19 protein-coding genes are annotated in these 25,108 nt (G+C 49.2%); 6 read left to right on the forward strand and 13 right to left on the reverse strand.

Translation table 11 applies throughout. From position 1 onward, the window contains the following. Together ACYVEA_RS25995 and ACYVEA_RS26000 are read right to left on the reverse strand one after the other, a co-directional pair. The gene (locus ACYVEA_RS25995) at positions 1-3,450 is read right to left on the reverse strand and encodes a pyruvate carboxylase (RefSeq protein WP_461116349.1); all 3,450 of its coding nucleotides are present in this window, start codon (positions 3,448-3,450) and stop codon (positions 1-3) included. Positions 3,451-3,647: 197 nt separating this feature from the next. Then, positions 3,648-5,672, reverse strand: coding sequence for an acetoacetate--CoA ligase (locus tag ACYVEA_RS26000; protein ID WP_461116350.1), 2,025 nt, complete (start codon positions 5,670-5,672; stop codon positions 3,648-3,650). A 292-nt stretch (positions 5,673-5,964) separates the two neighbouring features. On the opposite strand from ACYVEA_RS26000, the gene ACYVEA_RS26005 reads away from it, so the two are divergent. Both ACYVEA_RS26005 and ACYVEA_RS26010 read left to right on the forward strand, forming a co-directional pair. Then, on the forward strand, positions 5,965-7,869 hold the full coding sequence (locus ACYVEA_RS26005; RefSeq protein WP_461116351.1) for a pseudouridine synthase: 1,905 nt from the start codon (positions 5,965-5,967) through the stop codon (positions 7,867-7,869). A gap of 97 nt (positions 7,870-7,966) precedes the next feature. Beyond that, positions 7,967-8,617 carry a deoxyribose-phosphate aldolase gene (locus tag ACYVEA_RS26010; protein WP_461116352.1) on the forward strand — a complete coding sequence of 217 codons (651 nt, stop codon included), beginning with the start codon at positions 7,967-7,969 and terminating at the stop codon, positions 8,615-8,617. Positions 8,618-8,622: 5 nt separating this feature from the next. On the opposite strand, the gene ACYVEA_RS26015 is transcribed toward ACYVEA_RS26010, so the two are convergent. Then, positions 8,623-9,264 (reverse strand): DNA-3-methyladenine glycosylase, encoded by a 642-nt coding sequence (locus ACYVEA_RS26015; RefSeq protein ID WP_461116353.1) that lies wholly within the window; start codon positions 9,262-9,264, stop codon positions 8,623-8,625. Positions 9,265-9,344: 80 nt separating this feature from the next. Between ACYVEA_RS26015 and ACYVEA_RS26020 the strand changes: the two genes are divergently transcribed. Continuing rightward, positions 9,345-9,824: a hypothetical protein gene (locus tag ACYVEA_RS26020; RefSeq protein ID WP_461116354.1), complete on the forward strand. Its 480-nt coding sequence runs from the start codon at positions 9,345-9,347 to the stop codon at positions 9,822-9,824. Here ACYVEA_RS26020 and ACYVEA_RS26025 read toward each other — a convergent pair. Both ACYVEA_RS26025 and pdxA read right to left on the reverse strand, forming a co-directional pair. Continuing rightward, positions 9,821-10,708, reverse strand: coding sequence for a YicC/YloC family endoribonuclease (locus ACYVEA_RS26025; RefSeq protein ID WP_461116355.1), 888 nt, complete (start codon positions 10,706-10,708; stop codon positions 9,821-9,823). The genes ACYVEA_RS26020 and ACYVEA_RS26025 overlap by 4 nt on opposite strands. A 93-nt stretch (positions 10,709-10,801) precedes the next feature. Further along, positions 10,802-12,292, reverse strand: a complete 1,491-nt coding sequence (gene pdxA, locus ACYVEA_RS26030; protein ID WP_461116356.1) for a 4-hydroxythreonine-4-phosphate dehydrogenase PdxA — start codon at positions 12,290-12,292, stop codon at positions 10,802-10,804. Between the two features lie 156 nt (positions 12,293-12,448). Between pdxA and ACYVEA_RS26035 the strand changes: the two genes are divergently transcribed. Beyond that, positions 12,449-13,387 (forward strand): NAD(P)-dependent oxidoreductase, encoded by a 939-nt coding sequence (locus ACYVEA_RS26035; protein ID WP_461116357.1) that lies wholly within the window; start codon positions 12,449-12,451, stop codon positions 13,385-13,387. A 91-nt stretch (positions 13,388-13,478) separates the two neighbouring features. On the opposite strand, the gene ACYVEA_RS26040 is transcribed toward ACYVEA_RS26035, so the two are convergent. Beyond that, a complete protein-coding gene (locus ACYVEA_RS26040) occupies positions 13,479-15,038 on the reverse strand; it encodes an IPT/TIG domain-containing protein (protein ID WP_461116358.1) in 1,560 nt (519 codons plus the stop codon). Between the two features lie 265 nt (positions 15,039-15,303). On the opposite strand from ACYVEA_RS26040, the gene ACYVEA_RS26045 reads away from it, so the two are divergent. Then, the gene (locus tag ACYVEA_RS26045) at positions 15,304-16,839 is read left to right on the forward strand and encodes a P-loop NTPase family protein (protein ID WP_461116359.1); all 1,536 of its coding nucleotides are present in this window, start codon (positions 15,304-15,306) and stop codon (positions 16,837-16,839) included. A gap of 101 nt (positions 16,840-16,940) precedes the next feature. On the opposite strand, the gene ACYVEA_RS26050 is transcribed toward ACYVEA_RS26045, so the two are convergent. From ACYVEA_RS26050 to ACYVEA_RS26060, 3 genes are all read right to left on the reverse strand, one after another. Continuing rightward, the gene (locus ACYVEA_RS26050) at positions 16,941-17,708 is read right to left on the reverse strand and encodes a hypothetical protein (protein WP_461116360.1); all 768 of its coding nucleotides are present in this window, start codon (positions 17,706-17,708) and stop codon (positions 16,941-16,943) included. A 213-nt stretch (positions 17,709-17,921) separates the two neighbouring features. After that, positions 17,922-18,536 carry a hypothetical protein gene (locus ACYVEA_RS26055; RefSeq protein ID WP_461116361.1) on the reverse strand — a complete coding sequence of 205 codons (615 nt, stop codon included), beginning with the start codon at positions 18,534-18,536 and terminating at the stop codon, positions 17,922-17,924. A 429-nt stretch (positions 18,537-18,965) separates the two neighbouring features. Beyond that, on the reverse strand, positions 18,966-19,286 hold the full coding sequence (locus ACYVEA_RS26060) for a heavy metal-binding domain-containing protein (protein ID WP_461116362.1): 321 nt from the start codon (positions 19,284-19,286) through the stop codon (positions 18,966-18,968). 436 nt (positions 19,287-19,722) lie between these two features. On the opposite strand from ACYVEA_RS26060, the gene ACYVEA_RS26065 reads away from it, so the two are divergent. Next, the gene (locus ACYVEA_RS26065; RefSeq protein WP_461116363.1) at positions 19,723-20,241 is read left to right on the forward strand and encodes a lipocalin-like domain-containing protein; all 519 of its coding nucleotides are present in this window, start codon (positions 19,723-19,725) and stop codon (positions 20,239-20,241) included. 71 nt (positions 20,242-20,312) lie between these two features. On the opposite strand, the gene ACYVEA_RS26070 is transcribed toward ACYVEA_RS26065, so the two are convergent. The 4 genes from ACYVEA_RS26070 to ACYVEA_RS26085 form a co-directional block, all read right to left on the reverse strand. After that, positions 20,313-20,993, reverse strand: a complete 681-nt coding sequence (locus ACYVEA_RS26070) for a uracil-DNA glycosylase family protein (RefSeq protein ID WP_461116364.1) — start codon at positions 20,991-20,993, stop codon at positions 20,313-20,315. After that, positions 20,993-21,793 (reverse strand): serine hydrolase, encoded by an 801-nt coding sequence (locus ACYVEA_RS26075; RefSeq protein ID WP_461116365.1) that lies wholly within the window; start codon positions 21,791-21,793, stop codon positions 20,993-20,995. Before ACYVEA_RS26075 ends, ACYVEA_RS26070 begins: the two co-directional genes overlap by 1 nt. Before the next feature lie 137 nt (positions 21,794-21,930). Beyond that, the gene (locus ACYVEA_RS26080) at positions 21,931-23,034 is read right to left on the reverse strand and encodes a vWA domain-containing protein (RefSeq protein WP_461116366.1); all 1,104 of its coding nucleotides are present in this window, start codon (positions 23,032-23,034) and stop codon (positions 21,931-21,933) included. Positions 23,035-23,187: 153 nt separating this feature from the next. Beyond that, the gene (locus ACYVEA_RS26085; RefSeq protein ID WP_461116367.1) at positions 23,188-25,080 is read right to left on the reverse strand and encodes a CocE/NonD family hydrolase; all 1,893 of its coding nucleotides are present in this window, start codon (positions 25,078-25,080) and stop codon (positions 23,188-23,190) included. Positions 25,081-25,108 lie beyond the last annotated feature (28 nt).

Here is a 25,108-nt window from a genome sequence, read left to right on the forward strand (position 1 = left end):
TTACGAAAGTTCTACGACGCAGTCGTCCTGTTCGACAACGGTACTTTCCTTAAGCACAACTTTGGCAACTTTTCCTTCTTTCTGGGCGGCTACTATGCTTTCCATTTTCATCGCTTCAATAACAAAAAGCGGCTGATTTTTCTTAACTACATCGCCTTCTTTAACCAGAATACGCGTCAGACGGCCTTGTAAAGGAGCGCCTACATCGCCAGCTTTGCTCACTTTTGCGTTCATGGCCTTCTCCACTTTCGACGCTCTGTCGCGGACTTGTACCTGTCGGCTCTGACCATTCAGTTCGAACGTAATAGTTCGCATTCCGAACTCATCGGCTTCTGACTTGAACAGCAATCGCACAAGGATGTTTTTGCCTTCTTCGATATTGATCAGGATTTCCTCATTCTCTTTAAGTCCATAGAAAAACGCAGGCGTCGGAATAATGCTGACGTTACCGTATTGCTCGTTCGCTTTGTAATATTCATCATACACCTTGGGGTACATCTGGTACGATAAATAATCTACAAACCCGTCGTTATGAACGTATTTCTCCTGGAAGGTCTTGAAATCAGCGTCGAAGTCAATGGGTTTAAGGTGTTCATTCGGTCGGCCCGTAATTGGCTTTTCGCCTTTTAGCACTACTTCCTGAATATCTGCCGGGAAGCCTCCAACGGGCTGTCCCAGAATGCCTTTCAATAACTCTTTTACCGACTCTGGAAAAGATAAGGATTCACCTTTTGTCAGTACGTCGTTGGCTGTAAGGTTATTTGCGGTCATGAAAATCGCCATATCTCCCACGACTTTCGACGAGGGTGTTACCTTCACAATATCACCGAACAACTGGTTAGCGACCGAATAATTCTTCTTCAAGGTCTCAAACTTATCACCTAAGCCCGTTGCGATAGCCTGCGGTTTGAGGTTGGAATACTGACCACCAGGAATCTCGTTTTCATACACTTCGGCGCTACCGGCTTTCATACCCGATTCAAACGGATAGTAGTATTCCCGAACATCTTCCCAGTAGTTCGAATAGGCATTGAGGGAAGGTAAGTTCATTGGGCACTCGCGCTCATGGCCTTCCATCATAGCGACAACCGAGTTGAAGTTTGGCTGTGACGTCAGGCCCGACAAGGCGCCTAAGGCACAGTCCACAATGTCCACATTTGCATCAATTGCCTTCAGATACGTAGCGGCCTGAATACCCGCCGTATCATGCGTATGCAGGTGAATCGGGATATTTACGGCCTTTTTAAGCTCTCGAACCAGTACATCGGCAGCAAGGGGTTTCAGCAGACCAGCCATATCTTTAATCGCCAGCAGATGCGCCCCTTCGTCTTCTAACTGGCGGGCCATGTCTAGGTAATACTGGAGCGTATATTTTTTCTGAGTTGGCGACAGAATATCCCCTGTGTAGCAGATGGCCGCTTCGCAAAGGGCATCGGTACGTTCGCGAACGGCCTTTATGCTCACCTTCATGGCTTCGATCCAGTTCAGCGAGTCGAAAATGCGGAAGACATCAATGCCTGTTTCCCAGGATTTCTCAACGAATTTCTCGATCAGATTATCAGGATAAGCCGAGTAGCCAACTGCGTTTGAGCCGCGAAATAGCATTTGTAAAAGCATGTTTGGCATCGCTTCCCGAAGGGCTTCCAGACGTTTCCACGGACTCTCGTATAGGAATCGCATGGCCACGTCGAACGTAGCACCGCCCCAAACTTCCATCGAAAATAGCTCTGGATGATTTTTAGCAAAACCTTCGGCTACTTTCTGCAAATCCTGCGTTCGAACGCGGGTTGCCAGTAGCGACTGGTGTCCATCCCGGAACGTAGTGTCGGTGTAAAGCACACATTTCTGATCCTTCACCCATTGCACAAAATTCTCACGACCCAGTTCCTTCAGCCGATCGCGGTTTCCGGCCGGATAGGCGCTATACGTATCGTAGAAGGGTACAATGGGCGTACGGAATATTTTGCTATCGTCTTTCTTTTTAACCTCCGGGTTGCCATTGACGATTACATCCGCGAGGTAGTTGAGTACCCGGGTTGAGCGATCCTGTGGTTTGCGGAAGTCAAACAGCTCAGGATGCGTTTCAATGAACGACACCCGGGCTTCTCCCCGCTGAAAAATTGGGTTGCTAATTACGTTCAGCAGAAAGCCGATGTTGGTTTTAACTCCGCGAATCCGGAACTCCAGCAAAGCTCGTGTCAGTCGTTGAGTCGCTCCTTTGAGTGTACGCCCCCGTGCCGAAACCTTAACGATCATCGAGTCGAAGTAAGGCGAGACTTTCATGCCCGCATAGCTGCTCCCTTCATCCAGGCGAATACCAAATCCGGCCGCGTTACGGTAAGCGGTAATCGTACCAAAATCGGGTTTGAATCCGTTTGCCGGGTCTTCCGTTGTGATGCGGCATTGGATAGCGTAACCGTTGAGGGGTACATCCTCCTGATTGGCAATGAAGATGCGGTTATCGGACAGTCGATACCCCATCGCAATCAAAATTTGCGTTCGTACGATGTCGATACCCGTTACTTCCTCAGTTATGGTGTGCTCAACCTGAATCCGGGGATTCACTTCAATAAAGAAAATATTCTCGTGCTTATCGACCAGGAATTCGACCGTGCCAGCGTTGGAGTAGTTCACGGCCCGGCCTAGCTGCAAAGCATAGGCATAGAGTTTATCCTTTGTATCCTGCCTTAGTCCAAATGATGGCGCTACTTCAACGACCTTCTGAAAACGCCGTTGCACCGAACAATCCCGTTCGTAAAGATGGACAATGTTACCATGCTGATCGCCAAGTAATTGCACTTCAATGTGTTTGGGATCTTCGATAAATTTTTCCAGAAAAATGGTATCGTCACCAAACGCATTTCGAGCTTCATTCTTCGCTTCGGCAAACGCTTTTTCGAACTCCTCGGCCTGACGAACCACGCGCATACCGCGTCCACCGCCCCCCGCGGCTGCTTTCACCATGATTGGGAAACCGATACGTTGGGCTTCTGTCAGCGCGAATTCGGGCGTCATGTTCTCCTCCCGGGAGTCAGGAATGAGCGGTACGCCCGCTGTCGTGGCGAGGTTTTTGGCACGGACTTTATCGCCCAGCGCGTCCATTGCTTCCGGCGATGGGCCGATGAAGATAATACCTTCTTCACGACACCGACGGGCCAGTTTTACATTCTCCGATAGAAACCCATAGCCAGGGTGAATGGCGTCGATCTTGTGGCGCTTGGCTAACAGAATGATACCTTCGACGTCCAGATACGGTTTCAACGCATCCTCATCACGACCGATTTGGTAGGCTTCATCCGCTTTGTAGCGGTGAAGCGAATAGCGGTCTTCATAGGTGTAAACCGCGACGGTGGTGATGCCTAACTCGGTAGCTGCCCGCATGATACGGATAGCAATTTCACCCCGGTTGGCGACAAGTATACGGTTAATGGGCTTGATATAATCTTTCATGATTCTCAACAAAAGCAGCCTTAGGCCAGGAGAGTGCCAAACAAGATAGCAAGATTGTTGAAAATTTTGAAAATGCCGCCATTTGCCGCACGATCATTGGAAAAGACAGCTTTTTAGGGGAATAGTACAGATATGGATAAATGATCCTTGTTTATCAATATATCTCATACATGAGCAGGCTGCTTAATGTGTAAACCTTATTTATGCTTTAGCTGATTCGTTGTAAACGCGATAAATTGATCGAGTGCGGCCGGGTTGCGGAGCGTATCCCGACTGGTCGCCAATGACACATCGACCCCGGCCAAGATTTTCTTGATGGGCGTTTCGAGCTTCTTGCCGCTCATCGTATAAGGCACTTCACTGATTGAATAAATCGCGTCGGGAACGTGCCGGGGACTTAGTTGGCTACGTAGCGTTTGTTTAATGCGGTCAATCAGGTCGTCGCTTAGCGTAAATCCATTCCGCAGTACCACAAATAGCGGTAAAAAATAGTGACCGCCCGGTTGCTCCAAACCCACTACCAAACTGTCGGCGACCTCTGGTAAGCGCTCGACCACATTGTAAATCTCTCCAGTACCAATGCGGACGCCATCCCGGTTGAGGGTTGCGTCGGACCGCCCAGAAATGACAATGCCGTTCCGTTCCGTGATGCGGATATAATCGCCGTGCCGCCAGATGCCGGGATATTCTTCAAAATAACTCTTCCGATACCGGTCGTTATTACGATCATTCCAGAAGTAAATAGGCATGGAGGGCATTGGCTCCATAATTACCATTTCACCTAATTCACCACGTACCGGTTTAGCATTTTCGTCGAACGCTTCGACATGGCAGCCCAGTAACCGACACTGAATTTCGCCCTCATAAACTGCTAGTAACGGATTGCCTCCCACAAAACCGCTGCATACATCGGTGCCGCCACTAAAGGAGATCAGCCATATATTCGATTTTACCGCTTCGTAAATCCATCGAAAACCTTCCGGTGGCAACGGTGACCCCGTCGAGCCAATTGTCCGTAAATGGGTAAGTTTAACGCCAGCGCGAAAGTCTGATGACGAGGACGAGTTCGGCTTTAGGCCAGCTCGCATACAGGCCAAATAGTAAGCGGCTCCACCACCAAAGTGATTAATACGGGCATCGTCGGCCAGTTTCCAAAGTACGTTCATATCAGGATAGCCGGGCGAGCCATCATAGAGTACTAACGTAGCACCAACCAGCATGGAGCCCATGGCGAAGTTCCACATCATCCAACCCGTAGTGGAATACCAGAAATAGCGTTCGCCAACGCGCACATCCTGATGTAGCGCGAGTGCTTTCAGATGCTCGAGCAAACATCCACCTACGCTATGTGTAATGGCTTTGGGCTTGCCAGTGGTACCCGATGAATAGAGCACCCATATCGGATCATTAAACGGTACAGGTGTAAACGTTAACCCATCCGGCGCTGGCGTATCCAGTACGTCCTGCCAGCGGATAACGTGGTCGACCTGACTGACAGTCAGGTCCTTTGTACGCTCTAAATAAGGTACCCATATCACTTGTTTAAGCGTGGGTAGATTGCTTCGCAGCTCATAAATAGCATCCGTTTTGTAGATCGGCTTGCCATTGTACTGATACCCATCGGCAGCAATCAGGACTTTCGGCTCGATCTGCTGAAAACGATCGACAATGCTGGACGTACCAAAATCGGGTGAACAGCTTGACCAGACAGCGCCCAGGGAATTAGTTGCCAGAAAGGCCACAACTGCCTCAGGGCAGTTGGGCAATACGGCCACGACCCTGTCGCCAATACCGACACCCTGCTGCCGAAGATACATTGCCACGGAAGCTACCTGTTGCTCCAGGGTGGCCCACGACATGGACGTTAAGCGCTGCTGTTCCGACGCAAACAGGAGCGCCGGGTGTTGTGCAGTATGGTGACGAAAAATATGTTCAGCGTAGTTCAGCGTTGACCCTCGAAACCACTCGGTTCCGATCATGTCTTCCTGATTTGGTCTGTAAATCAACTGATGGTAAGGACTATGCCCCTGAACATCGAAAAACTGCCAGATACTCTCCCAAAAGTCTTCCAGATCGGTGACGGACCAATCCCAGAGGTCGTCGTAGTTTCGGAAATACAATCCCTTTTTTACAAATAACCAGTTAATGTACTGCTTCATTATCGACTGGTCGGCGATACGACGGTCGGGTGTGTAGAGCGGTGTAAGCGTTGGTCGCGTCATAGGGTAGTTAATCAGTCCGTGGGCCAGTTGGGTGATTTATTGATATGTCACAGACTCAGCTTATGCAGAGGTGAGTACATACAAATCCACTACTTATTTGGCTCACTACCTGTTAACGACTTCTTAGGTCTGTGGATTGTTTTTTAGCTAAAAAGCGTTCAGGTAAAAATGGGTATGGTGTGGATGTGTTTAAAAGCCCTACCTTTGCATCCCATTTTATAGTTGCTTCAATAAGTGTGCTGATAATCAGCGCTATTTTTCGAATACAAAGTAAGATTTACTGTATTTTTCCATGAATCAGGATTCAGATAAGAACGACCGGGACGCCGGAGCGAGCCGTGACGGTGAGCGTCGTTCATTTGGCCGTCGTGATGACGCCCCACGTTTCAATCGCAGCAATGACAAGGACGGCCGAAGTGCCGGAGCAGGACGTAGTGGTTCTGATTCGTCCAGCCGTTCCTCTCGTCCATCAGGACCACCCCGTTTCGAACGGGGTGGTGGTCCACGAAGTAACAATAACGGAGGAGACAAACCCCGTTTTAATCGGGAACGTACCGATCGACCTGAATCTCGCGGTAACGACCGCCCGAGTTTTGATCGAAATCGTGATAATGGTACCTCAAGTCGTCCATCACGGCCAATAGGCCCTCGTGCCGAGAGTGATAGAAATTGGGGTAATTCCGACGACCGGCGCGCCGGATCGGGACCACGCAATACCGGATCACGTCCGGGCCCTTCATCACGGTTTAGTCGTGATAAAAACGACCGGCCTGCTTTTAACCGAGATAATCAATCCCGCGACCGGGATGCAGGAGCGGCTAAACCTCGCTTTGACAGCGATCGGCGCGATAGCCGAAGTGACGACAAACCTCGCCCCCGTTTTGATAGAGAAGAGCGGTCGGCTAAACCAGAATCTCGTCGGCCTTCCTTTGATCGTGGTAACGACCGCCGGTCAGACGAAGCGCCACGTTTTGGACGTAGCACTGAACGTACGGACCGTACTACAGATCGCTTTGGTAACGACCGAAATAACCGCGATGATCGAACGGCTGGATCGGGAGATTCTGCTTCCCGGCCAAGTTTTCCCCGTAGCGCTAACCGGCCTGAGCGTTCAGCCGATGGCGATGCCCGTCGACCACGTACTACCCGGAAAGATGTCCCGCCGTCCCGCTACTCGCGTAGCCCTAACGGTGGCCCGGAGAAATTACCCTTCAAACGCGTAGGTGGTTTCAGCCGTGATGCCGACGAACGTAACAACCGCCGTTCCGACGCCCCAAGCGGTCGCCGTAATGATCGCGATGAAGACCGCAAAAATGGGGAGTCCCGTTTTTCGGGAAAACAACGCAAAGAGTCCGGGGATCGACGCACTGGAAACTTCGTAAAAGCGCCAAATTATAATCTGGAAAGCCGCGACAATACGCCAGCTGAACGGGGGCGTACTAATGAATCTCGTTCGGAAAAGCCTAAGCGGGAATCGGCGAATGATGGTACGACGCGCCTAAACCGGTATATCGCTAATTCGGGCGTGTGCTCGCGTCGGGAAGCCGACGAGCTGATTGCTCAGGGCGATATTTTTGTGAACGGTAAAGTTGTAACCGAAATGGGTTACAAAGTGAAGGAAGGCGACACGGTCAAATATGGTACGAAAGTCCTTAATCCAGAGCGTTTCGTCTATGTTCTATTGAATAAGCCGAAGGATTATATCACCACAACTGAAGATCCGGAAGAGCGCAAAACCGTTATGGAGTTAGTGGCCGATGCGGGTAACTTCCGGATGTATCCAGTAGGTCGTCTGGACCGTAATACAACTGGATTGCTACTGGTTACCAACGATGGTGAACTGGCTGATAAGCTAACGCACCCTTCGAATAATATTCGTAAAATCTACCAGGTTGAGCTGGATAAGCCCATTACAGACGAGCATTTTGAGGCCCTCAAAAAAGGTATTGAACTCGAAGATGGTCCCATAAAGCCTGATGCACTAAGTATTGTCACACCCGATGCCTATGTGGTTGGTATCGAAATTCACTCGGGGCGCAATCGCATTGTGCGTCGCATGTTCGAGAGTTTGGGCTACGAGGTAACCAAACTTGATCGTACTACGTATGCTGGGCTGACCAAGAAAGAACTACCTCGCGGTAAGTGGCGCTTCCTCGACCCGAAAGAAGTCGTGAAGTTGAAATACTTTAATTCATAAATAGCAAAGAGTAAACGTGCGAAAGAGTGAATGAGCGAATAGCTGGGGTAAACCCTTTTCGTTCATTCACTCTTTCGCTTTTTAGTATTTACCAAACATGAATCATCTCTTCCCGTACATCGAGCGGACGCTGCTACGTCCGGATATAACGATCAACGAGCAGTATAATGCGCTCGATGAAGTGATGCAGCTCGGGTTTGTCGGATTGACAGTGGCTCCCTTTTGGGTAAAGAAATTCCGGCGCGAACTGGGTGATTATCACCCGGCTATATTATCTACCGTTGTCGGTTATCCGTATGGTTATCAACGTACTGAAGCTAAACAAACTGAAATCGAATGGGCGCTGAAAGATGGTGCCAGTGAGATTGAGGTTGTGTTGAATACGTCAGCGCTGTTCTCGCCTACATCGGTCTGGCTAAAGATTGAACTCGCTAAACTGGTCGCGCTGACTCACGCGCAGGAGAAGTTTTTTACGGTAATTCTGGAAACGGCCTTGCTCAATCAGGAACAGCTTCAGAGCATGATTAAAATCTCGGCCGATGCGGGTGCAGATTTTATCAAAAATTCTACAGGTGCTCGTCAATACGGCTTACCAATGCCTGCTTTTGCGCTGGATGACGCTTTGCAATTTCGCCGATACGTACCAACTTCGGTGGGTGTTAAGATCGTGGCCGACGGCGCGACGGAGAGCCAGCTGGAAGCGTTAGTAGCCGCTGGTGTAGAGCGGTTATCCATAGAACATGTGTGAAGACATTACTTTTTACTAACGTATTTATTGCCTTTCACATAATACCGATACGGTAAGTCCGCCCCGTGCGTCAGGCCGATGCGGGTTGTCGTCACCATGTCGAAATCGTGGAGTACCGGGCCACGAATATAAATCTCTCCGCTGATCAGCGATGACGCATTATGCTCCGTTCGGCTGATGCCCATGGCAATTGTCAGTTTGCCGGGACCATTCGCCAGATTTCGCTGACCGTCGGCTGTTTCTGGATCAATGGTATTATTTCGGTACCGTTCAAAACCCGTTTTAAAGGCTTCATTACGTCGCATCCCCATCAAATCGAGGCCTTCCGTCGGTTCGAGGGCGCGAATCAGGATAGCTTCGCCCACGCCTTCCGGCCCTGTCACTACGTTGATGCAGTTGTAATGATTGTAAATCTGATATACATAGAGTGTTCCGGCTGGCCCGAACATAGCCGCGTTCCGCGTGGTCTGCCGACGGTAGGCATGGCAGGCCGGATCATCGGTAAGGTACCCTTCTGTCTCGACAATAATTCCCGCCGTTGTGCCTTCCGGCGAGTCATGAACCAGTTCGCAGCCAAGCAGTAGTTGGGCCAGTCTCAATGTATCGTGCTGTTGATAAAAAGCCTCGGAAAAGCGAACAGATTTCATAGCGTTGAGGGTCAATAAAATTGGTTCTGGTTGCTCAATAACACCGACGATAGATACGTTTTAACTCAAATAGGTAGTTTATGAAAACCTACTATGCGGGGCTGATTGTTTTGTGTCTGGCAGCCAGTTTCACCAGCTGCGAGAAAAAATGCCATCGGGTTGTACAGCCAGCTTTGTATTTTACCCTAGTTGATCAGTCGAATGCACCCCTGGTGACGGAGAATAACTCACTTAGCGTGACGGCATTGTACAAATATCTGGGCCGATCTGTTAAAGATACACTACGCCTGTCGGGTACGCTGAGCGTTAATAACAGTAAGTATGCTACTTTGCCCTTATTAGTGAGTACGGATATATTGTACCGCAGTGCACTGGTTGATTCGGCGTCTTATGAGCTCTTTCTGGATAAAAAACCAGTTGGTACACTACGTCTGTATCCATTCCAGCGATCAACGGAATGCGATACGTGGACCTACACGTCGGGTGTAACGTTTAACGGAAAATTTGTTCAACCCGTAGGGCCAACCAACGACGTATACCTGCTGCCTGTCGCGCCCTAAATCACGTTCATTGTCTGTTCCTTAATCTTCTCCAGTTCATCTTTCATTTGCACGACAAACCGTTGGATGGAGGAGTCATTGGCTTTTGAGCCGATCGTATTGATTTCCCGGCCAATTTCCTGCGAGATGAAGTTCAATTTCTTGCCGTTCGCTTCTTCTGTTGCCAGCACTTCCAGAAAATAGCTAAGGTGGTTTTTGAGCCGGGCTTTTTCTTCTGAAATATCGAACTTTTCAACGTAGTACATCAACTCCTGCTCGAAGCGGTTGTGGTCGAAGGTTTCGCTGTCCAGTAGTTCCTTCACGGAATTGCGCATACGATCGCGCACGGCCGGGATTCGCCGAACGTCCTGCTCTTCGATGTCGGCCAGCCGGTCGGTAATGATCTGGATATATTCCTGAAACTTGCTTTCCAGCACAGCCCCATCCTGCCGACGAAATTCGTCGCACCGATGCAGGGCTTCCTGCACGGCTTGCTGCACCGTTACCCAGTCCGATACGCCAGCCGTTGGATCGGCCGATTCGGTGAGGTACGCATTAGGCTGTTGCAGCGCCATTTGCAGCACGTCGCTGTCCGGGATGCTCATGAGCATGGTGTTCGCGGTTTCTTTTATGTCACTCACGTAACCCATCACCAGTGGCCGGTTAATGGTTACACCCGGCCGCACGGCGTTCGTGCGGGCGAGGTTCAGCGACAGTTCTACTTTGCCACGCTCCAGCCGTTGGGTCAGTAAAGCCCGTAGTTCGATTTCTTTATCAGAAAATTGACGCGGAAGGCGGCAATAAATATCTAAGAACTTAGAGTTCAGGGTTTTAATTTCAGCTGTTACAGACAAGCCATCGGCCTCTACTGTTGCATTGCCGAAGCCAGTCATTGATTTTAACATAGTTTATAGTTTACCGTTTTCGGTTTACTGTTTTCAGTTGGCTGGCGCGTCAGCTATCCTTGCGCCAGTCAACTGAAAACGGTCAACTGAAAACTATTTAAGTGCTCCTGCTTCCAGTTCTAAATATTCTTTTCGGCTACGTGCTACGTCGATGGCTGTGTAAATGGCTTGTAGCATGGACGTTTCATCCGCCAGATCTTTTCCTGCAATATCGTAGGCCGTACCGTGGTCGGGTGACGTTCGTACGGCGGGCATACCGGCTGTGAAATTGACGCCTTCCTCAAAGGCAATGGCTTTGAAAGGAATCAGTCCCTGATCATGATACATGGCTAGCACGGCGTCGAATTTTGTATAAGCCCTGGTCCCGAAGAAACCATCGGCGGGGTAGGGGCCAAAGACCAACTGACCTTTGTTGCGTAGTTCATCGAGGAGAGGTTTAATGATGTCCTGTTCTTCATTGCCCAGCAACCCTTCTTCGCCCGCATGCGGATTTAAGCCCAGTACGGCGATTTTTGGCCGTTCGATGCCGAAATCCTGTTTTAGCGATTGCATCATCAGGGCTATCTTCTGCAGGATGCGTTCCCGAGTAACGTTCTGGCGAACGCGCCCCAGTGGTACGTGTCCCGTGACAACCCCCACACGCAAGGTTTGGCTAACCAGAAACATCAGATTGTCCTGAACGCCAAATTCCTGCGCTAAATATTCTGTATGACCGGGAAATTTGAATTCCTCCGACTGGATGTTGTATTTGTTGATGGGCGCCGTGACGAGGGCATCAATTTTGCCATCTTTGAGATCATCGACTGCCCGCTGTAAACAAGCCAGCGCAGCCTGCCCGGCTTCAGCGGTTACCTGCCCCGGTTGAATCTCCTGATTCTGATCAGGCCAGCACGTAATGACATTCGTCAATTTATGGCTGATCTGACCAATCGTTTGAGCACCATTCAGGTTCCAGTCTTTCAGGTTGAGCAGATTACGGTACCGGTTCAAAATCCGCATGGAACCGTAAATCACCGGCGTGCAAATTTTCTGTAACCGATTGTACTGCAACGCTTTCAGGATGACCTCGGGGCCAATACCGTTGTAATCGCCGAGCGAAATGCCGATTACGAGTCGATCGTCACGTAGTTCTGGAACGACGTTTCGGTTTGCCCCGTCAGTAGCGTCCTGAATGCCGGTATCGCGCAGGCCTGATGCCGTCGAAATTTGTTCGCGTGACGAATTGCGGGTAGGCGTACGATCCCGGTCTTGCTGGGAATTATCCCGCTGACGGGCTTCGTTGGGCCGCTGGCCGTTGTTGGGCTGTTTGTCCCGCTGGTTTTTTTGTCGCTGCTCGTCATTCCGGCCATTCGGCTGTCGATTTTCCCGTTGCTTTTGTCCGCTCTGGCCTGACTCACTGCCATTATTGCGATTTTCCGGCTGAGCAGCTTCCTGCCGATTGCCAGCAGGCTGATTCGCAGACGGTTGTTTTGTCGGTGGCTGCGTTTCTGGGGCCTGTATGTTACCTGGCCGAGCATCAGGCTTTGAGCCGCTTGCTGGCACATTGCGTTGTGGGTTCGGCTCCTCAGGTTGGCGTTGTTCCATGCACTTTTTGTAGTTTCGCCAAAAGTTTGAAATTGTGTAGAATGACGTGTAAAACGTGACGAACAACTAACAAGTAAGTTTACTAGACCTGTTTATTTTTCACGTTTTATGCTTCACTTTTCACTGATATAGTCGCAAGTTACGAAAACACTACGGATGTCCCAGAACCAGCCTTCTATTCTCATTGCCGACGAAATGCACCCGTCTCTTTTTGCCATGCTCGATACGGCTGGTTTTAGGTACACATATCTTCCAAAAATCACGCGGGCCGAGTTGCTGGAACAACTGGCTCCTTTTGACGGACTCATTATCCGAAGCAAAACTACGGTCGATGAGGAAGTACTACGTCAGGCACCTAATCTACGGTTTGTTGGCCGGGCTGGAGCCGGTCTGGATTTAATTGATCTGGAGGCCGCTGAACGGCGAGGGATACGTGTATTTCATGCTGGCGAAGGAAACCGCGATGCGGTGGCCGAACACGTAGTGGGTATGCTGCTGGGCCTGCTGGCGAATATTCTAAAAGCGGATCGGGAAGTCCGTCAGGGCATCTGGGATCGCGAAGGGAATCGGGGCTATGAACTTGGCAGTCTGACAGTTGGCCTTGTTGGCTACGGGAATAACGGGCACGCTACAGCCCGGCGATTGAGTGGGTTCGGATGTCGGGTATTGACTTACGATAAATTCCTGATCAACTACGGCGATAGCTTTGCCGAAGAAGCCACAATGGATCAGATTATGGACGAGGCCGACGTTCTGAGTTTACATGTCCCGCTAACCGACGATACGCGCATAATGATTAATGATGCGTTTGTAGAACGATTTAATAAGCCCTTTTATCTCATCAGCGCGGCTCGTGGTGAAATTACATCGCTGTCGGCCGTTATTCGGGGTTTGGAGAGTGGCAAAATACGCGGGGCTTGTCTGGACGTACTGGAAAATGAAAAATTAGCTAAACTCACGTCCGATCAGCAGGCTTCTTTCGATTACCTCCGCCAGTCGGAGCGGGTCGTATTGACGCCACACATTGCGGGCTGGACGCATGAAAGCTACGTCCGAATCAACGAAGTGTTAGTAAGGCAATTGAAAGAAATTTAGGCTCTCAATGATTCACACAATACTGGGTTGAAACCCGGCGCAGTGATCATTTTCTACATTGCACCGGGTTTCAACCCAGTATTACGTAGTACTAATTCGGTATGATCGTGAACGTAGTAGTCGTTACGGTCGTCTCGTTGGTTGCATTGGTCACTCGAATAGGCCCGGTTTGCGCGTCGGCGGGTACCAGCACCCAGCGCTCGGTATCCGTATTTTTACCATCGTCGACAGCGGCTGTGACGGACCCGGCAAAAAGAATCTGAGCGTTCAGCAGAAAATCGCCCCGGATAACGACGCGTGTGCCGGGGGCTGCTCTGGCCGGAAGAAAATCAGTAACGACCGCTTTCTGAACCACAACCAAAGGCGTTACGGTGGTTGCTGAACCCGCTCGGCTGGTGACGACAATAGGGCCGGTGATGCCGTTGGCAGGTACGTGAATCAGAAGGTCAGTGCCTTCTGTTCGACCGAAAATGTTCGCTACTGTCCCATTGACACGGACGTCGGTGATGCGGTAAAGATTTTTACCCGATATGGCAACTTGCAGCCCTCTTAATTGTCTGGCTGGCGTAAAAACAAGGGAAGAGGGAGGCAGGAAAAAGAATAAAGATTCCAGCGACGTAGCGGTTCCACCGATGCTGGTAGCTGAAACAAACACTGACCCCGAAGCTGGTAGCGCAGGTAGCGTGACTTCGAGTTTTACGTCACTCAGTATCCGGAATGACGCTGGCACGTTTCCGACTAATACACTCGTTATGGGTAGGAACTCGCGGCCTTCTACAATTAATTTCTCGCCCGCAACACCGTCCTGTGCTTGCAGGTGTGTGATATAAGGTTGTTGAAAAATATGTACTGTGTCGGTGCTGGTTGCCATCAGTTTATCGAAAACCTTGACGGTCACCAGGCCAGATGTGGCATCCTGCGGAACGATAGTACGAATCTCTGTATCTGTTACTTTAGTTAATGACGGGTTGGGATATTTCCCGCTGATGCGTATATCACTATCCAACAAGTTCACCCCCTTAATGACTAACTCTGCCCCTGGCTTTGTCTGCAAAGGACTTACGCTTGTGATTTGGGGCGTTCCGGCGACAATAAAATCATTAGATGACAAACCGCCTTTGGTGTTAATGGTTAGAAATACAGGACCACGCGGTAAATTTTGGGGGACAAGCACTGTAATTTTTTTGGCAGAACTGTCTTTCAAAACCGCGTCGACATCGTTGAATTTTATCGTTTTGATCTGGTTGAGAAAGTCGCCCGATATGACAACAGGTGTGCCGGGTAACCCATTGGTTGGGGTAATTGACGTGACCTCAGGGCTCGGCTGCTGAACAGTAAACGGTAATGGGTCAGACGTTCCCTGATCTGTCTGGACGCGAATCTGCGTGATTCCGGGTGATACGTAAGGTACTTTTAGGTTGATGGTTTTATCGTCGTGGCTGGTGATGGGAGCCGTTGTGGCCGATGCACCTATACCAAATATCACCACCGGATCGGAACCGAATTGATACCCTGTCAGGACAATTTCCTTGCCAACAGAAGCCTGTTTAACCGACAAACCAATCAGTTCTGGCGGGTTATTTTTCAGGCGGCAGCCGGATAAACCAAAGACGAAACTAAAGAGGAATAAAAGCGATATAATTGGTTTCATAAGTAGCAACGGCAACTTGCCTCCGGTGCATAATGAGTAAAATTAGTCAATTTCGTCATCCAAAAACCATTTCGTTTGAATGCCTGTTAGGAATAGTATAGAATAAAGAATGTATAATGCAGAATAGGTATGTAATTAATAAAGGTGACCCGGTTACCTTTTGTGAGGCCTTTCGCTTAATTCCTGTGCATTCCTGATTGTTCACGTTTCATTTGGGGCCGCCCATGCGGTTCATTATACATTGCTCATTATTCATTAACTAAGGATGAACTACCGCAGCCTGAAAGCATCAAAATTATTGTCTATCACTACGCTTGGCGCACTTAAAGCCGCCGGGTATGAACCCCGCTCAATTAAACAGGAATTGCGGGATAATTTGATTGACCGGATTAAAGAAAAAGAGGTTGTTTTTCCGGGTATCTGGGGATATGAAGATACAGTTATCCCCGATGTTGAACGGGCCATCCTGTCGATGCACCACATCAACCTGCTGGGACTTCGTGGGCAGGCCAAAACCCGAATTGCGCGTCTGATGATCAATTTATTAGATGAGTATATTCCGGTGGTGGCTGGGTCTGAACTGAACGACGACCCATTGGAACCCCTTTCCCGTTTTGCGCTGGATTTAATCGCTGAAAAAGGCGATCAAACACCGATCTCGTGGATGCATCGTGACGATCGCTACACCGAAAAACTCGCCACGCCCGACGTATCAGTCGCTGACCTTATCGGCGACGTAGATCCAATCAAAGCGGCTACGCTTAGATTACCGTATTCTGACGAGCGGACAATTCACTTTGGCCTGATTCCCCGTTCGCACCGGTGTATCTTCGTTATTAATGAACTGCCTGATTTACAGGCACGTATTCAAGTATCGCTGTTTAATATCTTGCAGGAAGGCGACATTCAGATTCGGGGGTTCAAACTTCGGTTGCCGCTCGACATTCAGTTTGTTTTTACGGCCAACCCGGAAGATTACACCAACCGTGGCAGTATTGTAACACCGCTGAAAGACCGTATTGACTCCCAGATCGTGACGCACTATCCGAAATCTATTGAGATCGGGAAGAAGATCACCATGCAGGAAGCCATTATCAAAACGGAACAGAAAGGCATGGTGAAAACCAATGATCTTATTGCTGATCTTATTGAACAAGTGGCAATTGAAGCCCGCGAAAGCGAGTACGTCGATTCGAAAAGTGGTGTTTCTGCTCGAATGACCATTTCAGCTTACGAAAACCTGCTCTCCTCGGCCGAACGCCGGGCGTTGATCAACGGCGAAAAAGAAACCTACGTTCGCATCGCTGATCTCTACGGCGTCGTGCCCGCCATCTGCGGTAAAGTCGAACTGGTGTATGAAGGCGAAGTGGAAGGTCCGGTTATTGTCGCGCAGAATCTGATCGGTAAGGCCATCCGGAACCAGTTTTTAGCCTATTTCCCGAATCCCGAAAAAGCTAAAAAAGACAAGCGTGGCAATCCGTACAAGAAAATTACGGATTGGTTTGGTGATAACAACACGATGGAAATTCTGAACGATCTGACCAACCGCGATTACGAAGCCCGACTGCGTACGATCGATGGTCTCGACGACGTAGTGGATTTCTATCATCCGCGCCTGAGCAAGTCCGAAAAGCTTTTCATGATGGAATTCGCCTTGCACGGTTTGGCCGAACATTCACTGGTTGGGAAAAAAGCAATGGATACAGGCCTGTCGTTCAAAGATCTCCTCGGTTCTATGTTTAACCCCGGTACTAAATTTGGGGAAGAGGAAGAAGAGGACGACGATGATGATCGGTACTAGAACTAAGGTTCACTAGTAATTAGTAGTGCAGAAAAAGGGAGTCGCTGATAAAGTGCTCCCTTTTTTACTGGCTCACAAAGGCTACTAAAACTAATCAGCAGTCAGACGTTCCAGGCCGGTTGTTCAGCAACATGATACGTTATTAATGGTAACTCGCTCAAAAACAGGGCTATTACCATGTGTCCAAGGCTGTTAAGGTGCACACCGTCGGCCAAAAAATAAGCTTTCTGCCGTGGCACTGCATTGAACGTATCGGCAACGTTAAGACCTGCGCCTAGCGCCGATTCGATGATGAACGAGTTGCTTTTTTTGCGCAGCCATTGATCGAGCTTATTTAACGTAGGAAATGGCGTTAACACAACTAGTTTGTCCTGATAAGCACTCAACAATGTAAACACTTTAGTGAATTTATTTCTGAACTGATTCAGAAAGGGGATCTCTCCGTTCAACTGGTGATAGGTGTTCAAAATAGCTATCTTGATCCCATTTTTAAGTTGATCCCCCTGTGAGGTTTGAGTAGGTTTATGTGAAAAAGTTGCCGTGGCTAACGATTTTGGCAACGTTGGTGAGTATGTTTTATTGGTGACACACTCACCCGATTCTGCCTGAAAAAGCTCGCTGAACCGCTTCCGCCATGATAATTCATAGTGACCCAATTGCAAGATAATCAGGTTAGCATCCATTAACTCAGCGTGATATTGGCTTATCAGGCTGGGCATGTGCTCGAGCTTGACCATACTCAGGCAATTAATCTGGACCGCTTCATGAGTACTTATTTTCAGATGGGTCGCCCACTGCTGAACAAAGCCCAGGTGTGACTGAACGCCATAATTGCCTACATGGCAGCCGCCGATTATCACTACGTTCATGCTCGAATAAAACTAGTTTGATGAGAAATACGTATCGAGCAAACAACCTGTTGCAAATCCCTCATTAAAGTCTGGTTAATCGGTACGCATCGATTCGTTTGTCAAACGGTTAGTCGTTTTTATGAAGCAGCGAGAAAACGAATCAGCATGAAAAAAGGGCCAGAAGGCCCCATAGTAGGTTGATACGTTGTTATCTCTACTACATGCGTTTTATTATTGATTAATTCGCAGGTTTGTAGTAGCGGTGTCGTCCTGACCATCAGCAACCCCAGAATTAGGTTGACTATCAGGATCCAGTTGATTACTAGCTGAGATTTCAGCGGTTAGGATAGCCGGATTATCCGTATCGACTCGTACGAATGCCGTCAGGTTAGCTGACGCGCCGGAGCTAACTGAGCTTAAGCTACCTATGATGGCTTGCCCAGACGCGCTGAATCCGTTACCAGAAACAAATGACAGGCCATTTAGAAGAGTAAGCTTAATTTCCACGCCTGTTGCCGTCATACCTCCCGCGTTATCGACACGGAGCGTTCCTGCCACTACGTCACCTACTTTTGGGGTTAGCGTAGAGACGATCATGGCTAAACTTAAGTCAGCTTTGGCCGGGTCGGCTGGGGGCTGATTCGAGACAACGGGTGGTAGTGGAAGCTGGTTAGGATTAGGAGATATATACACGGCACTGTTATCGGGAAGCGTGCGCAAATCTACCTGGGCTGCGTCGTCCTGACCATCGCCAGTACCAGAATTAGGCTGACTGTCGGGGTCGGGCTGGTTGCTGGCCGTGATTTGAACGGCATTGATATACTGACCTGGCTGGCTCGGTTGCAATTGGTAAGTAATTGTTCTGGCCTCGCCCGGGGCTAGTGAGGCAACCGTGCCGTAGACAAGATTAGGTGAATTTGATACATTGCTACACCTGATGGAATCTGGAACGTAGCAGTACGTGATATTCCTGGATTATATGCCCCGCCAGCTAGCCAGAATTGCGTTCCCGAAGCGGACGATACTAGCTTACTCTGGAGTTGATTGCCTGGTAATGCATTGCTCCACGATGAACCGGACTAGTTATCGGCTCCGATGGTCGTTACATAGACAATAGGCTGGCTATAAAGCGAAAAGGACAGAAAGACCAAGAAGGCAGTAACGATTTGTTTCATGAGTGGGTGGACCTGTGGGTAATAACAGTAAACTACAGGAATGACAGCGAATTCGGTAATACCTATAATTCTAGAAATAAGGATGTTCCTCAGACGAGCTTCATTCCATGATCACCGCGGTGCCGTTGGCACTCACCATCAGCATAGCTCCATTCGTACCAATGGTTTGGTAGTCTAAATCGACGCCAATAACGGCATTGGCACCCAGCCGGGTGGCCTGATCAATCATTTCTTTGAGGGCGATACTTTTGGCTTCACGCAGCGCCTGTACATAAGCGCCCGAATGCCCGCCAACTACATCACGAATCGTGGTGAAGAAATCTTTAACCAGGTTGGCCCCAATAATGGCCTCACCGTTGACCAGACCAACATAATTGGCGATCCGTTTACCTTCAATATTGGACGTAGTGGTTATAAGCATATAAGGGAGTTGGAGGGTTAGACAACAATGGGGCATTCTGCCTGTAAATTTATACAGTTGTTGGTTTAGTTAAACGCCGTTCATCACATCCCTTTTCCTTATAACTGCTAAAGTGAACGGCTAAGCTGTTATGTCATCAATATAGCGGGGTTTCGCCAGCCGCTTTCTTCAGATAGGATTTTAGGTCTTTTGCGTTTTTGTCGTGGCTGTCTTTTGAAACAGTAAGCTCTGTTCGTGCCCAAACCTTCAGGAGTCAGTATTCGAAAACGGTGCTACGTAGTTTTTACTCATTTTGGCTACGGTCGTCTATCAGTCCAAACGGTATTACATTCAATTCATCCACCAAAAATGACTGCCTGCACAACTCTGCCCTACTGATGCCCGAATGCCCTGATAGATTTGCATCGTAATCAAAACAACTCAAACAAATACTAAAATGAAAACGATGAATGCAGGACGTTTACTAGCCTGGGGAATGGTTGTAGCAATGCCACTTTGGTTCGGAAGCTGTAAGAAAGATGGTAATGAAACCATAAACCCCGCGCCAAATTCTGTTGAGGGTAACTGGAAAATCTCGGGCATGAAGATAACGGCAGGTAGCAAAACGGTCGATTATCTGGATTACATAAAAACGAATGGTGGAGCGGATGGAGCCAATATTGTTGCCTGTCTGACAGATACGAAAATTACGTTTAACAGCAATGCTAAAATAACCGGAACACCTTCGCCTTTGTGCAAATCGGATGGAGCGGATGACTACAATCCCGCAGCCAATAATTCTACCTGGAAAGTTACTGGCAATAAATTAACCATTACCGATGATGATGGCCCAGAGACCTATGACCTGACTGTTACTAGTACCACGATGACGTGGAGTATGCAGGAACAGGAAGACCTTGATAACGATGGAGTGAAAGATACACTCACCACAACCATTGAATTCAAACGGGTATAATAGATTCAGTAACTTGTAAAAAGCCGTGTCACCGTTCAGAACGGTGACACGGCTTTTTACAAGTTACTGAATCACGAAGGAAGACAATCGGCTAATGTTCTGATGTACAGATCAAGATAGCTATTCAGGTCTCGGCTTCGATATTGCAGAATATAACGCGGGTGATCGAGCGTAACAATTCGCTTGAAAAATCCCTGCTGATCATTTAGTCGGCGGAGGTACGTTTCATTCTTGCGGCCCAGGCAAACCGCTACGTGTCGACTTGCGCCAAAGTCGAGTTGCGTTCGAACGGTGTTGGTGATAGCCGACCAAAGCGCTTCGGTTGTAATACGGTCGTCGTAGAAATTGTAGTTTTTTCCCTCTTTGGTTAACGCCAGCGGAAACAGAGACGTCAGGAAAAACTGCTTATAAAATTCCTGAGCGCCACCAAATGCATCGACAACCTGATAGATAAACCGACTCGATAATTCGGGCGTATCGCGCAGGTCGTTTTCAATGCCGCAATACCGACGCAGATTCTGGGGTGTCGTGAATGAAATACCCGTTACGCCCGCGCCAAAACGCCCCGGATTGATACCCAGCATGAACACCCGAGGGTTGGTATCGCTAAAAAACTTCGTGTAAAATTCCTGAACAATTCGCGTAACGTCCGGCTGTTGATATGGATTTATAACGTCAACACCTGGCGGTAGCGTAGTTGGAGCGGAGAGGTGGTTGTAATAGGCAATGGCTTTATCCGCGAACGTAGTCATCAGTGAGAAAAATGGGTATAACAGATCAACGACAGTTCGCCAATAATGCGCTCGGCTTCGGGAGTTGGAACGCCCTCGACAAAAACTGATAACAGAAACGGTTCTTTTGCGTACACAATCCCGACATCGCCCCGAACGTATGTTAACGTACCGGTTTTATGGGCCACTACCGTTCCTTTGGGCAATAGCCGGGAGATGGTCAGCGAACCAGGCACCTGTTTCAGAACGTCAATCATTTCCAGGCAGAGTTTAGGCGTAGCCACCTGATTTCGATAAATCTTTTCCACGAGTGTGCTCATCTCCTGCGCGGTAACGTAGTTCTCGCGGCCTTCCCGGGCAGCCAGCGTATCCATCATGATCCGGTTAAGCTGACTTTGTTTCAACCCGATTGTTCGTATTCGTTGATTGATGGCGCCTTGCCCCAAGAGCTTGATGAAAATATTCGTAGCGGTATTGTCGCTTTCAACCATCATCAGCCGAAGCAACTCGTGGTAGCTCATACGGCTTTGGTCTGGATAGTTTTGCAGTTTGCCTGAGCCACCAACTTTGTCGGAAGCTTTCAGGACGTAAATTTTATCCAGATTCAGCGTTCCTGCCTTTACCCGTTCCATCGCTTCGAGCATAATGGGCAGTTTAATAACACTGGCCGATGGAACGCGCTCGTCGGCGCGGTGCCTGAATGCTACGTTGTTGTCAGCGAGCGATTTAACCGCTAGACTCACTCGCGCACTCGCTGGCAAACCGTGTAAATAAGTTGTTAGCGAATCCGACAGCAATTGGCCCTGTGCAGTGAATGTCATGCTCAGAAGCAAAAATAAAGTCGGGATCACGTTCCCGACTTTATTTTTATTGTCATGCTGACGAAGGAAGCTTCTTCGGGAGAGAAAAGTAGAATAAATGCAAGAAGATGCTTCCTTCGTCAGCATGATAATAAAAATCATTTAATATTCTTGCGCCGGTTCCGCTGGAAATCCTCGAACATCATGTTGCCCAAGCCCTGCAAACCACTGTAATAAGCCCGGCCGTTATTTACCTTCGTAAATTCCTGCACGAACTGTTTCAAATACGGGTCAGACGCAATCATGAACGTAGTGATCGGAATTTCCAACCGACGGGCTTGCGCAGCGAGCGTCAACGTTTTGCTGACTACTTTACGGTCCAGCCCGAATGAGTTTTTATAGTACTTAATGCCTTCTTTCAAACAGGTCGGTTTCCCGTCCGTGATCATGAAAATCTGTTTGTTTTTGTTCTTCCGCCGACGTAGCAGATCCATCGCCAGTTCAAGCCCAGCCACGGTATTGGTGTGATACGGCCCAACTTCCAGATACGGCAAATCTTTGGCCTGAATCTGCCAGGCATCATTGCCAAATACAACAATGTCGAGTGTGTCTTTCGGGTACTTGATTTTGATCAGTTCGACCAGTGCCAGCGCCACTTTTTTAGCGGGGGTAATGCGGTCTTCGCCATACAGAATCATCGAGTGGCTAATGTCAATCATGAGCACCGTCGACGTCTGGGTTTTCTGCTCTTTCTGCGTTACTTCCAGATCGCGCTCCATGAGCGTAAAGTCCTCTACGCCACTGTTAATCTGGGCGTTACGGATAGATTCGGTCATGGAAATCTGCTCCAGTGAGTCGCCAAACTGATACGTTCGGATGTCGCTGCTCAGTTCGTCGCCCGTGCCCGTATAAGGCGTCTGGTGGTTGCCGCCAGATTTAGAGCGTTCGAGTTTGCCGAAAATTTCTTCGAGCGCCGACCGTCGAATCGTTTGTTCGCTCTTGGGCGTCATCACGATCTTGCCTTCCTGATTATCTTCGGTCAGGTAGCCTTTTTCTTTCAGGTCGTCGAAGAAATTACCAATGCCGTATTTATCGTCGGTTAAGCCGTATTGACGGTCAAGCTGACTCATCCACGACATAGCCTGTTCTACGTCGCCGGAGGTTAGGAGCAACAGTTGCTGAAAGATGTTGAGCAGTTTATCAAAATTGCTGCCTTCTTTCTGTTCGGGCGGTACGTAATCAGAGAATTGAAAGCCTTTCATGCGTAAAGTCGTTAGTAGTCAGTCGTTAGTCGCCGGATACCGAAAATAGGCTCCAGACGGTTCATGGGTATGTCGAAAGAACAGTGTGTTTCGCGGATTTGTTCGCCTGCTTTAGCGGTTCGCCAATTCGGTTAACTGCCATTGAGAAATGGATTACTTTTTCGCAATCGGTAGTCGCACCATTGATGGATACTGTGCCGAATGAAACACCTGATTGTGAGCAATTACGCCTTTTGTTTCGCTGTAATTATCTCCTCCTGTGTTCATGTTCCGGTCGAAACGCGGGAAGTTACTGCTCGATATCTCCACCCGAATGCTGTGGCCCGGTGCGAAAAAATTACTCGTCGCCATTGGGCTTAACGTGAGCTTATACACTTTCCCTTTGTCCATAAATACTTCTTTATCGAAGCCATCGCGGTAGCGGGCACGGAGAATCGTTTCATCCAGATTATAGGCTTTCCCATCCGGGTACACATCAATCAGTTTGACCGTAAAATCTGTGTCTTTCGCATCCGATGCTACGTAGAGCGTCGTTTCAATCGATCCCGTTAATTCAACGCCGTTCGCAAACGGTTCAGTGGTGTAGACCAGAATATCCTGCCGGGTTTCCATCTGATGCTGGTCAAAAGCTCCGCCCTGCACCGCCGTTCCCGTACAGCAAACATTGCCACCATAGGACGGAACCGGGAAGGCCGGATCATAGGCGAACGCATCCGGTTTCTCATCTTTGCCCAGCGGTTTGGTGGTCAGTTTTCCGTTGCCGTACAGGCTATTCGCCCGTCCGGCACTGGAGAGGTAATAGGTCGTCATTTCGGACGTAGTAGGTGGCCAGGCGTCTGATGTTTGCCACTTGTTCGATCCCATCGTGTAGTATTTAACGCGGGGCATGTTTTTAACTACGTCGTTGTTTTCGCCCTTGAGCCAGAAATCAAACCAGCCGTACGTCATCGCGTCGTAGTCCAGGCGGGCATCGCCAACGCTACGTTCCCCCACGATGGTATTTTCGGTCGCGCGTTTGTAGGCACAGTGCAGCGTAGGCGCTATGACCAGAAACTGGTTGTCCCGAACCTGAGCATCGACGCCATTTTTGCGAACGTGGTTGAACAGGGCAAGATTGGGTCCGGTCGAGACGTCATACCAGGACGCAAACCAGTAACTGGGCACGCCAAAGGGCATGTTATCATGATACAGTCCACCTTTGTACCAGTCCGGATCATTCGGTTTACGCACAATCATTTTCTCGTAAATTCCTTTCTGCCCGTTGGCGTTTTTGATGATGTCCTGCACGGGCAGGTAGCGCAATCCCTGCGCCCAATCGACTTTTGGCATTTCGGGCGCCAGGTCGTAAAAGCGTGACACACGAGCCAGATCTTCGCTGGTTGCCGTTTTCTGAAAAAGGGGCCGGGCAAACGCATCGACTTGAGTACCATACAGCCAGGCCGTAAAAAGCATTTGTTGGGCTCCACCCCGATACCAGTTGCCCTGTTCCATAAACGGTCCAACACGACCGACACCCGCACCGAAGCCCATCGGTACCATGGCGGCATGGGCCGGGTGGTCCAGCGCAGCCACGGCCATTTGCCACTCTGCCGTTGACGAGCAACCCAGCGTCCCGATTTTTCCATTCGACCAGGGTTGTTTGGCCATCCATGAAAAGGCATCGTAACCGTCGGTCGTTGGTGGGCCGAGAATGTCCCAATCGCCTTCCGAGAAAAACTTGCCACGCTCATTTTGGACAACGTAGGCATAGCCATGTTTTACCGCATCGAGAGCGCCCTGATAGGAATTTTGACGTTGTTCACCGTCGCCCCAGCCGTTGAAGTTATAGGGCGTTTTGGAGAAGATGATCGGGACTTTTTTATCCGTTTTTGGGCGGTATATATCCGTTGCCAGCCGAACGCCATCGCGCATGGGCATCATGACTTTCTGCTCGATAATGGCAATTTCCTGTAGCTTTTTAAAAATATCTTCCTGCGCGTGAGCATACTGGGTAAAGCACAAGACGATGGCAACTGCCAGCCTTGCGAAAGAGGAGCGGTGTTTCATTACCAGATTTAGTCGGGATGAGATGAGA

The organism is Spirosoma jeollabukense (genome assembly GCF_054777855.1).